11 protein-coding genes and 1 pseudogene are annotated in these 13533 nt (G+C 38.4%); 5 read left to right on the forward strand and 7 right to left on the reverse strand.

Translation table 11 applies throughout. From position 1 onward, the window contains the following. The first annotated feature begins 257 nt into the window (after positions 1–257). Both K370_RS06785 and K370_RS06790 read left to right on the forward strand, forming a co-directional pair. Positions 258–1262 carry a hypothetical protein gene (locus K370_RS06785; protein ID WP_047540103.1) on the forward strand — a complete coding sequence of 335 codons (1005 nt, stop codon included), beginning with the start codon at positions 258–260 and terminating at the stop codon, positions 1260–1262. Further along, positions 1259–2365: a hypothetical protein gene (locus tag K370_RS06790; RefSeq protein ID WP_047540105.1), complete on the forward strand. Its 1107-nt coding sequence runs from the start codon at positions 1259–1261 to the stop codon at positions 2363–2365. The genes K370_RS06785 and K370_RS06790 overlap by 4 nt, the downstream gene beginning before the upstream one ends. On the opposite strand, the gene K370_RS12230 is transcribed toward K370_RS06790, so the two are convergent. The 7 genes and pseudogenes from K370_RS12230 to K370_RS06820 all read right to left on the reverse strand — a co-directional run bounded on the left by K370_RS12230 (position 2366) and on the right by K370_RS06820 (position 10497). After that, positions 2366–2506 (reverse strand): hypothetical protein, encoded by a 141-nt coding sequence (locus tag K370_RS12230; protein ID WP_160255838.1) that lies wholly within the window; start codon positions 2504–2506, stop codon positions 2366–2368. Positions 2507–2836: 330 nt separating this feature from the next. Beyond that, positions 2837–4276 (reverse strand): tyrosine-type recombinase/integrase, encoded by a 1440-nt coding sequence (locus K370_RS06795; RefSeq protein ID WP_235272708.1) that lies wholly within the window; start codon positions 4274–4276, stop codon positions 2837–2839. Then, the gene (locus tag K370_RS06800) at positions 4273–4830 is read right to left on the reverse strand and encodes a hypothetical protein (protein ID WP_047540107.1); all 558 of its coding nucleotides are present in this window, start codon (positions 4828–4830) and stop codon (positions 4273–4275) included. The genes K370_RS06795 and K370_RS06800 overlap by 4 nt, the downstream gene beginning before the upstream one ends. Beyond that, positions 4817–6931, reverse strand: coding sequence for a hypothetical protein (locus tag K370_RS06805; protein ID WP_152603144.1), 2115 nt, complete (start codon positions 6929–6931; stop codon positions 4817–4819). Before K370_RS06805 ends, K370_RS06800 begins: the two co-directional genes overlap by 14 nt. Beyond that, positions 6918–9263 (reverse strand): hypothetical protein, encoded by a 2346-nt coding sequence (locus tag K370_RS06810; protein WP_047540111.1) that lies wholly within the window; start codon positions 9261–9263, stop codon positions 6918–6920. Before K370_RS06810 ends, K370_RS06805 begins: the two co-directional genes overlap by 14 nt. Before the next feature lie 62 nt (positions 9264–9325). Beyond that, positions 9326–10243: pseudogene (locus K370_RS06815) on the reverse strand (YifB family Mg chelatase-like AAA ATPase); the annotation flags it as partial. Then, positions 10240–10497: an accessory factor UbiK family protein gene (locus tag K370_RS06820; protein WP_047540112.1), complete on the reverse strand. Its 258-nt coding sequence runs from the start codon at positions 10495–10497 to the stop codon at positions 10240–10242. The pseudogene K370_RS06815 and the gene K370_RS06820, both read right to left, overlap by 4 nt. Positions 10498–10678: 181 nt before the next feature. Here K370_RS06820 and K370_RS06825 point away from each other — a divergent pair, with 181 nt between their 5' ends. The 3 genes from K370_RS06825 (at position 10679) to K370_RS06835 (ending at position 13348) form a co-directional block, all read left to right on the forward strand. Beyond that, positions 10679–11464: a TorF family putative porin gene (locus K370_RS06825; protein ID WP_047540114.1), complete on the forward strand. Its 786-nt coding sequence runs from the start codon at positions 10679–10681 to the stop codon at positions 11462–11464. A 90-nt stretch (positions 11465–11554) separates the two neighbouring features. Then, positions 11555–11893, forward strand: coding sequence for a P-II family nitrogen regulator (gene glnK / locus K370_RS06830; RefSeq protein WP_047540117.1), 339 nt, complete (start codon positions 11555–11557; stop codon positions 11891–11893). A 12-nt stretch (positions 11894–11905) separates the two neighbouring features. Beyond that, on the forward strand, positions 11906–13348 hold the full coding sequence (locus tag K370_RS06835; RefSeq protein WP_047540119.1) for an ammonium transporter: 1443 nt from the start codon (positions 11906–11908) through the stop codon (positions 13346–13348). The last annotated feature ends 185 nt before the right edge of the window (positions 13349–13533 follow it).

The raw sequence follows: 13533 nt of genomic DNA on the forward strand, positions 1-13533 counted from the left end.
TTTTTACTGAATCTTACGTGAATTTTCATTCAATCAGCTCAAAATATATATAGCCCGATTATCCAAATAACAATTCTAGACAAATATAATGAACGTGAGCTATTATCTGAATAAGGCGCCAGCCATACTTGCACACGAGTAAAAATCGGCACTTCAAACTACTTGATTAAATGATGTAAAACTAACCCTATAAATCGACACTGGGGTTTTAAACGTGTGCGCTACCCAGAGTCCATATTTATAAAGGTAGTTTAATCATGACAATCAAGAACACAGTGTATTCAGCACACCAAAGACTTAAAGACCTCACAAATCCACCTGTTAAGCTTACTCATGTTTATGAGTTGTTAGCAGCTGCATTTGGCTTCAATAGTTATGCATCTCTTAAAAGAGTTGCCATACTAACCAACTTAGATGGTCTAACTACAGTTAATCAGAATTCTATTCTGCAAAAAGCAAATTCACTTGGATATCAAGCATTCCCAGCCGGAGAGTTGGTGGCAATTCTTGAGGAAGAAGGGCTGGGTACGCTCACGTTTTCTGAGCTGGCAGTTAGGCTTAGCGAATACAATCACTTTATTGATGATGATTTAGATCAACTCATTGCGGCTGATACAAATGCATGGGCAAATTACTGCTTAGCGCTTCATTGTGCCGATTCTGAAGAGGATGACAGTCAAATAGGAAGTGAATATTGGTATCAGCAAATGCAAGCTGGCCGCCAATTGAGTGGCATCGAAAAAACTTGGGCACTGGAATATAAAGAGCATCTAGCTAACGGAAACAAATACGAATATCACCTTCGTAAAGCGGCATTGTTAGGGTGCGATTTGGCATTGTTGGATCTGGCAGAAAAGTTTGATGATGCTACTTTCTTTGAAGGTGACTATCAAAATGTGACGGCTGACCCGATGAGAGTGGCTGAAATTGCTCACAACTTGGGCCGTTACAAAGACCAACATCACTGGCTAACAGTCGCAGCAGAGGCAGGAAATATAGAGGCAATGCGTGAGTTGATTGAGAGTTTTGATAGTAAAGACTTAACGCGTTGCTGGACTTGGATCTACTTATCTCAGTTACTTGATAATGATTTAACCATAGATCATCATTATGCAATCCATGAAAATGGGTCTGAGTATGATTATGACGTGGGCGGCCCGATGTATGCTGATGGTTTAGACGGAATCAGTTTGGAGTCACTTGAAAAGCAACAAGACGCACTCGCTAGATTTGCTGCTGAAGCAATCTTCAAAAAATTATGACCATTAAATTTTACAATCCTATTGGCGGCAGAAAAAAACCTTTAAATCTAAGTTCATTATTTCTTGTTAATCCCAACGTTATTCTAAAATTATCGGGCACATCAATAAGTGGCATGATGAAAGAAGCTGGCTATGAATCTTTATATAAGCGCATTCAGAACCCAAATGATGAGAGCAGGATATTACGAGCCACTCATGATATGGCCGCAATACTCGATCTTCCAAAGTGCATCGTGGATGCTCTTAGCGGAGATACAGAAGTGCGTGAAATTTTCAGTAAAATGGGAGTTTGGGAGGTGTTTGCATTAGGAGCCAAACTACATGAAGAACAGTGGCCTCAGCCATTAAAGTTTTGCATAGGGGTAGAGCGATCTACGCATCAATCTTTAATATTGTTTCATGAGCGTAAATATGATGAAGCTTTAGCCTTGTTGATGGAAAGCCCGCTAGTTTGTTTGCTGTTATGGCCTGAAGCAATCGATATATTACATAAACGAAACAGTTTAGACGCACTTTTACCGTTAAGAGGCATGGTAGCACTTGAGGTAATCCTAAGTCGACTTGCTGGATATGATGCTCATACTTGTCACTCTTTGGCTATATCGAATTCATTGGTATTAGATGTGTTGCCTACAACGCTCACAGAAGATAAAAACCCGACCGCCTTATTCTTTAAGTGGATTAAAAGACAAATCGATTTGCCAACAATTAGTGCAATTTTAAATGCTAAAAAGGCCTCGAAATTGACGTTAGATGAGTCACTTTTAAAGAGGTGGAGTAATGGAACCCACATGCCATCAGAAAAAGCTTTGAAGAGTTTGTTAGAGGCTTTTTTTGATGACCCTGTGGCAAAAGATATTTGGATGCGTTATTACGGAACGAAGTGTTTAAATTTTATTGGGTATCAAATCCAGTACATTCAAAAAGTAATGAACACAGCAGCAACTACAGAGCTTTTGAAAGATAGTTATCGACCCTGGCCCGATATGCCCTTTGGATTTAAAACTACAGAAACATGGTTTGAAAATCGTTATCCGTATTGGTTTGAATATCACAGCAAACAGATTATTGGAGAAGGTATGAAACCTTCCCTAAATAACTAATTATTTCTTGCTTGGAGGTGCGCTATAACGATTATTACCAGATGGGACATTTGGTACTTTGCTGGGCCATCCCCCTGAACCAGCTGGCGTTGCATGACTGCTAGAGCCTGTAGATTTACCGCTGTTTGAATTTTTACTCATCTTAATTTCCTTTTCTGAATTTAGTTTGTACTTCACCAACTAAGTGAAATTATTGGGTTACCCAATGAATCGAACTCTACGTAGTATGATTAATGAAGTCAGTGGCAAGGTTTGGAACGAGTATTAGGAAGGCTTAGAGGGAGTAGTGAAATTTAATTTTCTAGAAGGAATATCAAGTGATATTGTCTGAGCATCAACTGTAAATCCAGCGTTCATTCACGAGGCTTTAATTTGTTTCAACTCTGACATTATGATGATTATCAAAACGGGTGAAGTCTAGTTATGTTATTTTTGATGGAATTTTTATTGCTATTATTTCTGCGAATATCACTAATCATTAAGGATTGATTGCTCAGAGATGATTAATATCTCATTTGACACTTTCAAATCGTTTTGAAGAGCATCAACAAGATTTTTTAGATTCTCCACTACTAATTTAGGCGGAACCCCATTAAACAATTCACCTTCGATTTGGTCTAACGTGTGTTTGAATGATTCAATTATCTGCATAGTTTGAACAACATTGTAAGTTTTCTTAAATGTAGTTACCTCATCAAAGGCCAGATGAATATAAATATCTAACGAATCTAGGTTCGAATGTCCGGTCCATTGTTGAACTTTTTGTTTCAATGCCTCTTTGTCTAATAAAGCTCGACGAAAATCTTCAAGATTTTCAAAGTTATGCTGCTCAATTAATGCCACGAAAAGCTTTGTAATAAACCGATGACGAAACATATGAGGGCAAATCTTTTCTTTCAAGCCTGCTGCTTTCGCTAAAATTGAAACTTCTTGCGTTACTGTATTTGCCTGTATTTTTTTTCCTGTATTTTCGTTAACTAGTAAGTACCCTTCGTCATTACTTTTTCCACATGTTGTTCGTATTACTCGTTGTCTATTTTTCTCTACGAACTCTATTAAATATGCAATGTCATGTCTAGCGATTGGAATTTCACGATAAACCTCAATACCTCCTCGTTTTTTCAAGGTTCTAATTTTTAGGAACGGCGTAGTCATCTCCGAAGCATTTAAGATATCCTTTATTTTCAATAAAGCTATTTCAGATCTTCTACCCCCAGTTATTTCCAATAACTTCAACATCACATATCGTCTTTTTCGAACAAATATACTTTTACTTGAACTTTGAACGATACCCCATAATTTTTTTATAGCGTCTGTACTGATTGGAAGGCGTTTGACTTTGGGGTCTGGGGTTGGGAAAGAGCGGTGGTGCCAATATGTTTTATTGATTTTTGATTGTGAACTTAATGACGCCGAATTTCCTACTGAGACTTTCAATTCTGCTCTGATTTGCCCTTGAGAAGCGATGAAGTTTGGTTGAAAATTTAGTTTGCCAATATAATTCAAGAAATCTAAACAGTTTCTACCAATAGCAATTACAGTGTTTGCATCTCTAATGCTAATTTCTGATTTTGAATGTAATTTTTCGCCTTGCAATAACTTTATAAATAAAATGAATTGATTATCACTGAGGTCTATTAAATTTATTTTATTAAAAAAACAAAAGCGTAATAGATGACTTATGTTTGTTGCATAAGCTAGCAGTGTTCCTCCCTTATTAATGCGAGATAGGCCTCTGTAGTAGAGATCAAGCATATAAAAATTACCTTCAAAACACCAACCACCATCTGGCCAACTCAAAAGGGGAATATCGTCTGCAGCTTCGGTAATTACTTGGCCATTATTAACATAAATAGGAAGTCTAAATTCTCTAGATGACAGTTGATAAAGCTTTTTACCTGCTCTAATCACGCACGCAAGTCTCTAATATTTGTGTTTTCTTGACTTTGGCTGAAAGATAGCATTTCTAGAATTTCTCTTTGCTCTTTTCCGCACAAGGCAATTAAAGATGGATTTTGAGTTTTTAAAGCATAGTTTTTTCCCTGAAAAATAAGTTTCTCAACAATCATAGTTAGAATTAGCAATTCTTCTTTTAATTTTAGGATGTAAGCCTCTTTTTCTGAAATCTGATTTTTTAAATCATGTTTCGTAAGTTGATAGGATTTTTTTCTATCAACCATCTCTTTTTCAATGAGATATAAAGCTTCTATTCGCAATTGATTTAAAGCCGAGAAACCACCGACAAGTATTTCATCAGAAATTCTTTTCAAGGTATTCAACGAAGATTTTGTAATGCCTTTATTTGCATCTTCAAATTTAGAAAGTTTACCTTGGCATTTAAGTGATGAAATAAGCTCTTTGTTTTCCACAAATAGTTTAGGATTTTCCATCACTTCAACTAGCAGAGTTCTTAGCGCTCTGACTGAAGAAGAGTTCTTAATTACACGCTTATCAGTAATTCGCATTTACTCTCCTATCTGAAACCTTTATCAAAATTCTGTAAGATTGTCCTTCAGACGTAACAAAAAATTCAGGCTCTATTTGAATAGCCTCATCCAATAGCAATTCTTCAATATAATCATCCAACTCTTGACTATCAAGTATAGAAAAATTCCTAGTCTGAAATCGTGATTCAATCAAATTAGTTAGTGATTCCGCATTTGGTGATTTAGATATTACTTGCTCAATCGCATATTCAGTCTTCACAGAGCGTAAGACATCTCCTGGGGTTATTTCCGTAATATAGCTATAAAGATGTTCTATATCCGTATGCCCTAAAAACCATCTTAGTGTTGCCATACCTCCGAAGGAGTTTCCCCAGAAAAATGTCATTGCAAAAAATCTTCTCAGTTGATGCTGACGCAAATAATATCTACATCCATTTGTATTCTTTTTGGTTTCGATATAATCGCAAAATATATCTAAAGATGAGTTATATTTTGGGCTGCGTAAAATCGTTACTTCGGCCCAATAAAGATCAGGATATAAGAAAAGGTTCGTATGTTTTCTATATGCTCCTATTTCAACTAATCCATTCTGAAAGTTTTCTAGCATTTTAATCAGTTTAACCGCCACCGGTGGAATAGGCCGAGCCTCCTTTTCCCTCATTGAATCGTATCCAGTTTTTCGATTAAAAAATATCAAACGTGTATTAGATGCATCCAAGCATTTACCAGAAATCAAATCCTTAAGTTCCCCTTGACGCCGAGCAGAAAGGCAACCGATACATACTTGGGCAGCTCCATACATTATTCTCATCAACTCATATAGACCTTCATTTTTACGCAGTCTCGTAAACATTTCCTGGCTTGATGGTCGAAGACTTTCAGGATTAAATGAATTTCTCTCAACGTAATTTAGACGCAAATTCAAAGACCAATACTTAACTCCCAAGGCCTTTATTTTAGGAGTCAAAAAAGGTGATATATCCTGTTTAGAATTAAACACTACTAAACTTTGTTTCAGCTTTTTCGATTGTTTAATGACTCGCAAAGCGCTCTCTGTTATTTCTTCACCGTACTCAAGTAGAAATTCTAATGCCGCACGAACTGATGATAAAACCACATCTGAAGGAAGCGTCTTGTAATGGCGTGTTGGTTTCAAATCAAAAAAAGATTCAGATTTATAATTTGAAACCGCATCAATGATTTGTGAAGGAATTTCAAGACCTGCTGATGTTAGTAATGCGAGTGATTGAAAAGATTTTTTGTATCGGGACATCTCCCTACTTGATAGACGGGAATCTGATTCGTCTCTGAGGGGAGCAGAAGTAAACTCTTTGTAATACAACTCCATGGGCACCAATAGCAGCTCATTTGGTACAGGCTTAAAAGCATGCCCGATTAAAGTATTTTTATATATTATTTTACTAAGGTTTTTTGTATTCGGCCCAGATCTAAAGCCTTCTTTAGCTTTGGAATGGTACACTCCCGCATACTTTAGCCACGCTCTCGCATAAACTATTTCTGTTGGAGTTAGCTTAAGATCACATTCACATTCTTCTGGTATATTTTCTCGAATCGCAGGAGATTTCTCTATTTCCAAATCTAAAATTCTTTTATCGTGGGTTGATATGCCTACCTTTAAAAATTGCGTTAATTTTTCGAACCACTTATAAACACTAGTCGATGTTTCATTTGATGAAGCCAAATCATGCATGAATACATGAATATCATTGGTTGATATGTTTTCTAATCCATATTTAGATAATTGAAATTTAACCGAGTTAAGTAATAAATAATCTATTAGATACAGGGTGCGTCGAATTGAATTATAAGAGGTACCTAATGAACATTTTTTTCTTGAAGTGGTATCAGGGTGAGTTTGTATGCAAAGCCAAAGCTTAAAAACATTCAGAAGTGGTGCGTTTTGTTGGGAGGTTAGTAGAGATGCATCTTCAAGTTCCACATTAAAATTAATGATTGTGCTACCGACTAAACCAAAATTACATGACCACACATCATCTACGAATAAACTTTCTAACCATGGTGGTGAGCGATACATTTCCATTCGATCAGCAGATAAGTGATCAAAAAAGTCCTGATCCTCTTGACTAATTTTTTGCAAAAAAAAGAACATCCATAATTTTGGGGTTAATAGCCTTCCGAGCAGTCTCCAAAAACAACTGTAAATCGGGTCTATTAAATTGTTCTGATTCTATATATCGTATTAATTGTTTACTTATTTCTATCCAATACTTAGTTTTTTCTGTAAGTTTTTTTGAAGTGTCTTCGGCGATATTTTGAATGCTCAATAAGATACTCAAAACATCGCAATCAAGACCAAAAATTACCTCGCTGAGGTCTTTATTTTCAGATGAATTTTTTTTCGTATCTGGAATATATAACGGTTTGAAAATATGATTTTTTAAGAAAATATCCATTTCTTCAAAGCTCTTAAATCCACTTGCTGTCAATCTATACGGACTATCTTTAAGTGCCTCTAGAATAATGCCTGTTTGAAATATACGTATCCAGCGCTCTTCAAAAAAAGCTAATAATGGAGCCGGTAAATATCTTTGAATAAGTTTAGGATCAAACTTCGCATGTCCCAAAGCTTTTGCCATTTCACTGACACTACGGGTTTTAAAATAAACTAGTACGCCAGCACTTGCTCTTAATGACGACAAACTAAATTGTCTTACGAAGCTTTCCCTCTCAGCTAAACTAAGTGATGTAACATGACTCAACGATTCAACTAATTTTTGTTCCCGAATGGGTTCAGATGTTTCAGTCGCCATTTTTTTTATACGTGCAGGGTAACAAAATCCTTGTTTACAGGTTAATAAAAGATAACGCCATGCATCATCATGCTTCGCCTTTAGGAATTCTCTGAGTGATGTTGTAATTTCAATTAATTGTTCAACAATTTGGCTTGTTTCATCGTTTAATATAATTACTTGTTCGGCGAGTTTAGAGCCACGGCGGTACTTGAAACCAATAAGCTTGTTACGCTCATCAGAATTAATATAGCCAACTAATTTGCCATTTTTGTCAAAAAGTTGGAAATTTTCTAAAAATGATGGTGTTATTTGCGGATGGTTTGCTACAAGCACCATACAATGACCAAGCAAAGCCCCTGTAACTGGCATCCCCAATTGCTTGGCTAAGTCATCTAAAGGACTTCCTAGGAGACGATTAGCTTCATAGGTGTTTGCTATGTGGATATTTTCTTGTAATGTTGCCGCTGCATTTTGCAGATACTTTGGATCGTTTTTGAGACTAACTCTACCACGAGATCCATGATTCAATTTCTCTCCTACTTGATAGTGTCTTACTACACCAGTTGAAGCTAGCTTAAGCCGATTTTTATAATTCGTATAAACACTATTTGATAAGTATCTTCCCCAATCTAGGGCAATATTAAAATCTGTATTAACTTGGGAGAATATTAAATTGATTGCCTCATCGTCAGTTATATTCAATGGGATGTTGGTTAGTAACTTAACGCGGACTAACTCGCCATTTTCATTTTTTTTAATATTTGTATTGGACGCTAAAACCCTTCTTATTGGTGGCATAGGTATTGCAGCAGTCGTCCTAGCAAACAATCCATCTTTCATCAAATATTCTTCAATAAAAAACCTAAATTCTCTCCTCCACAATGCTATTAAAGTTGAGATTTTTGCACCATCTCCATTTGCATACTTAGTGCGAAAATAATATTCCATAAATTGTCTTAAAAACCCATTCACAAAGCTTTGGTCCTTAAAACTATTTCCATCTAGTTTGTGTGGATAGGTAAAAATGAATTGTGATAATGGCGTTAAAAACCCCATTGAATGTCTTCTGCGCCCTCGCATATAGACTTTACAAATCTCATAAAAATTTTCAGTAAATTTTCTCCCTAGTCGACTGTACATAGGATATAAATGAGCCCAAACAATTCCTGAGCTTTTGCCTTCTAGTGGCCATCCTTGCCATAGCCAAATTTTATGTTCATCCTTGGGGTAGTCTAGGTATTTTGAAATATATGAATCGAAATTAAGCATTATCCTTGTATTTTGGATTTGTATTTTGTCCAGCGCATTTTTTACTTCAAAACAAGAAATAGATTTTACGAGGCATAAAAAAACTTTGCTTATTTCCGTCTTCCTTGATTGCCCTATATTGATAAATTCAGTGCTGTGGATTGCACCTATAAATCCTTCACATACTTGCGTAAATGAATTTTTTTTAAATGAGTTGCAGCTTATCTTTTGATCTGTAATTTGAAGATAGCATTCGAAGGCGCGTAATGCTGTGGGTATGGCACTGATTTGAAAATGTTTAGGTAGTGACAGCTTTGCACTATTTATAAGTCGCAAAGCATCCTTTTCAATTGCAACATACGGATAATCATTATACGCATGTGAGATATTGAGAATTGTCCGTCTAAATAAGACCTGATTATCTGTCATAACTACTTGTAGTTGTTACAGAATCTCCTTTATAGACAGAAATGTTCAAAAAGTCAAAAAATTAATTCATCCAAAAACAATACGCCATGATGCGCAAGGGAAATTTCCCCTGGCCGCGGAATGCCACCGCCGCCCACCAGCGCTACACCAGAAGCCGTATGGTGCGGTGACCTAAAGGGCCTGCGCTTCCAATTTTCTAATTTATAACCACCATTAAGGGATTGTATCGCAGCACTTTCTAAAGCCTCTTGCTCGGTCATACTGGGCAAAATACCCGCAAAACGGCTTGCTAACATGCTCTTGCCCGTGCCTGGCGGCCCGCTCATTAGTACACTGTGTCCACCAGCTGCGGCAATTTCCAATGCACGTTTAGCCTGCGATTGGCCTTTTACCTCATTAAAATCTGGGTAATGATTTTGCTGTGTCAGTGTGTTTGATTGATACTGCTGAATGATTGTATGTCCGCTTAAGTGTGCGCACACTTCCAATAATGTATTGGCGGGATAAATAATCGCATCTTTTACCAAACTTGCTTCTTCTGCACTGGATTGAGGCAGAATAAACGCACGCTTGGTTTTGGTGCTTTTTTGAACCATCTGGTAAGTCATCGCCAGCGCACCGCGTATTGGTCGCAGTTCGCCCGTTAACGCTAACTCACCTGCAATTTCATAACGGCTTAGTGGCTCTGTCGGAATCTGCCCACTGGCCGCCAAAATACCTAACGCAATAGGCAAATCATAACGCCCACTCTCTTTAGGCAAATCTGCAGGGGCAAGGTTAACTGTGATGCGCCGCGCAGGAAATTCGAACTGTGCGGTTTGAATGGCTGCTCGCACCCGATCCTTACTTTCTTTCACTTCGGCTTCGGGCAGTCCGACAATGGTAAAGCTGGGTAATCCGTTAGCAAGATGAACCTCGACAACCACTTCTGGCGCATCCATGCCATTTAAGGCGCGGCTGTGCAAAACGGCTAGATTCATTTCTGTTTAGTCTGTTCTTTTAGCATCTGCTCTTCTAGCGCAGCAAGCTTTACTTCCAAGCTGTCCAGTTGCTCGCGAGCATGCCGCAGCACCTCAACTTGCACATCAAACTCTTCACGCGTGACTAGCTCCATTTTGGTGAGCGCGCCCTTAATTAGTGCATGAATGTTTTTGTCGACATCAGCCAAAGGAGATGAATTTACTATGTCTTTGATTTTATTTGATAAATCTTGAAATTGTGATGAATTCAGCATAATGTTTTCTCGCTATTTTGGTGCAGTTTAACAGATTTTTGTATATGGTTAATAATTTTAAGCTTAGAACAAAAATATATAACACATTGATTTTATTGATAATTTTTATGGCACGCGCCTTGCTAGGTATTATCGTGGTTAAAACGATTTAATTTTTTACAACAACGTTAGGGGATACACAATGCGTCATTCATTATTATCAATCGCTGTACTAAGCGTACTTGCAGTACCAACATTTTCTTACGCTGAAGAAACGGTTGCGCCGGCTGCAGCAGCTGAACCTGCATCACCACATACCGTCACTTACAACGTCGGTCTATATAGCCAATACATTTTCCGTGGTTTAACGCAAACAGACCAAGACCCTGCTTTGCAAGGCGGTATTGATTACTCGCACTCCAGTGGTTTTTATCTAGGCTCATGGGCCACTAACATCAGCTGGTTATCTGATGCTGACGCCTATAAAAGCTCTAGTCTAGAGTTGGACATTTATGGTGGTTTCGCAAATACTATTGGTGACACAGGTGTTGGTTACAACGTGGGTGTTCTACAATATATTTACCCAGGTAGCAAAAATCCAGGTGTAAAATCTGCTGAGACGACTGAAGTTTACGGCAGTTTGAGTTATGAATGGTTAGCAGCAAAACTTTCAGTGGTAGCTTCTGATGGCGCATTTGGTCTTAAAAATGCTGACGGTAGCTGGTATGCAGAACTGAATGCTAACTATCCAATCGGTGAGACAGGTTTTACTATCAATGGTCACGTTGGCAGACAAGAGTTTAAAGGCTCCGGTAATGATGTAGGTGATTACACAGACTGGAAACTTGGGGCAACTAAATCTTGGAGCAACGGTGTAAACGTTGGTGCTTATTACACCACCACCAACGCCCGTGACGCTGCTTACACAATACTTGGCGACAACATCGGTGATGACCAATTCACAGTATTTGTTCAAAAAACGTTCTAAATTTTTAGTACGTATTACCTGTAAAAATGCGACAGAAAATTTTGAATTGAAATTTCCTGTCGCATGATTACTTTACACTAGGAGGCACTCATGAAATTTGTATCCGCAATTATCAAGCCGTTTAAGCTTGACGAGGTTCGTGAAGCTTTGTCTGCCATTGGCGTGCAAGGCATTACCGTTACTGAAGTGAAAGGATTTGGCCGCCAAAAAGGCCATACTGAGCTATACCGCGGCGCAGAATATGTCGTCGATTTTTTACCAAAAGTGAAGCTTGAAATCGCTATTAAAGATGACATGCTAGACCAGGTGGTGGACGCGATTGAAAAAGCAGCCGCTACTGGAAAAATTGGTGATGGCAAGATTTTTGTCTTCAATCTAGAACAAGTTTATCGCATCCGTACCGGTGAAACCGGGCCTGAAGCGCTATAAGGGGCATATAAAATGAAAAAATTATTATCTGTTTTATCGCTAGTTGCCCTAGTCAGCATAGGCGCAGTGAGCACGAGTAGTTTTGCAGAAGATTTACCTGATGCATCTGTGACGACTGTGGAAACAGTAACTGATGGCGCAAACACTACAGTAGAAACTACAACGGTTGAAACAACATCTGAAGTGGTTACCGAAGATGCAGCAGCTCCAGCAGAAGCTGCTGAAGCGCCAGCCACATTGGACTCTGGCAGCACGAGTTGGATGATTATGGCAACGGTATTAGTGTTGCTAATGATTATTCCTGGCCTGGCATTATTCTATGGTGGCCTAGTACGTGCTAAAAACATGCTATCAGTACTCATGCAAGTATTTGCAATTACTGCGATGGTTTCTGTGATTTGGGTTGTATATGGTTATAGCCTGGCATTTACAGATGGCGGTAGTTTAAATGGCTACATTGGTGGATTTAGTAAAGCATTTTTATTAGGTGTTACTCCAGATTCTCTTAATGGCGTGATTCCTGAATATGTCTTTATCACATTCCAATTAACATTCGCATGTATTACACCAGCATTGATTGTGGGTGGTTTTGCCGAGCGCATCAAATTTTCTGCGGTGCTATTGTTTATCGCATTATGGGTAACTTTTGTATATCTCCCAGTAGCGCATATGGTTTGGGGCGGCGGCATCTTGGCAGAGCTTGGTGCTAAAGACTTTGCAGGCGGTACAGTTGTTCACATTAATGCAGGTGTTGCGGCATTGATCGGTGCAATTCTATTAGGCAAACGTATTGGCTACGGCAAAGAAGCAATGACTCCTCACAGCATGGTGATGACAATGATTGGTGCAGCATTACTGTGGGTGGGGTGGTTCGGCTTTAACGTCGGTAGCGAGTTGGCCGCTGACGGAACTGCTGGATTAGCTTTAATTAATACACAAGTTGCAACAGCTGCTGCAGTGATGGCTTGGATGTTCGTAGAATGGTTTGCAAAAGGCAAGCCTTCAATGTTAGGTGCAGCTTCAGGTGCAGTTTCTGGCTTGGTTGCTATTACACCGGCATGCGGCTTTGTAGGCCCAATGGGTGCAATCGTCTTAGGTGTTATCGCAAGTATTGTCAGTTTCTGGGCTGTTACTAGCTTGAAAAGCAAACTTGGTTATGACGACTCTTTAGATGTATTTGGTATTCATGGTGTTGCAGGTATCATCGGTGCTATCGGTACAGGCGTGTTTATGAGCGCTGGTTTGGGTGGTGTTGGTTATGCAGAAGGCATTACGATGTCTAGCCAAGTAACTACACAAGCAATTGCAGTAGGTGTGACAATTGTTTGGGCAACTGTGATTAGCTATATTCTCTATAAAATCGTAGATATTGTAGTTGGCTTACGTGTATCAGAAGAATCAGAGCGTGAAGGCTTAGATACAACTGAACATGGCGAACGTGCTTATCATTATTAATAAGCATCATCAGTGACTTGATTATTTAAATCACTGGTCATCATAAAAAACGGACACTTAGGTGTCCGTTTTTTATTTGTGGCTAGGTGTCCAATAACAAGATATCCGATAGTCGGAGCCTGTTTTTAGAATTCATCCTAATTTCAATTAATATTAACGAAAATGAAAAAACCCTAATCATTTCA

Origin of the sequence: Methylotenera versatilis 7 (genome assembly GCF_000799165.1) — a bacterium.
GTDB lineage: Bacteria > Pseudomonadota > Gammaproteobacteria > Burkholderiales > Methylophilaceae > Methylotenera_A > Methylotenera_A versatilis_A.

Excerpts from the sequence above, each read along its gene's own strand:
- K370_RS06785 (WP_047540103.1), top strand. The coding sequence starts at position 258 with ATGACAATCAAGAACACAGTGTATTCAGCACACCAAAGACTTAAAGAC.
- K370_RS06790 (WP_047540105.1), top strand. The coding sequence starts at position 1,259 with ATGACCATTAAATTTTACAATCCTATTGGCGGCAGAAAAAAACCTTTA.
- K370_RS12230 (WP_160255838.1), bottom strand. The coding sequence starts at position 2,506 with ATGAGTAAAAATTCAAACAGCGGTAAATCTACAGGCTCTAGCAGTCAT.
- K370_RS06800 (WP_047540107.1), bottom strand. The coding sequence starts at position 4,830 with ATGCGAATTACTGATAAGCGTGTAATTAAGAACTCTTCTTCAGTCAGA.
- K370_RS06810 (WP_047540111.1), bottom strand. The coding sequence starts at position 9,263 with ATGACAGATAATCAGGTCTTATTTAGACGGACAATTCTCAATATCTCA.
- K370_RS06820 (WP_047540112.1), bottom strand. The coding sequence starts at position 10,497 with ATGCTGAATTCATCACAATTTCAAGATTTATCAAATAAAATCAAAGAC.
- K370_RS06825 (WP_047540114.1), top strand. The coding sequence starts at position 10,679 with ATGCGTCATTCATTATTATCAATCGCTGTACTAAGCGTACTTGCAGTA.
- glnK (WP_047540117.1), top strand. The coding sequence starts at position 11,555 with ATGAAATTTGTATCCGCAATTATCAAGCCGTTTAAGCTTGACGAGGTT.
- K370_RS06835 (WP_047540119.1), top strand. The coding sequence starts at position 11,906 with ATGAAAAAATTATTATCTGTTTTATCGCTAGTTGCCCTAGTCAGCATA.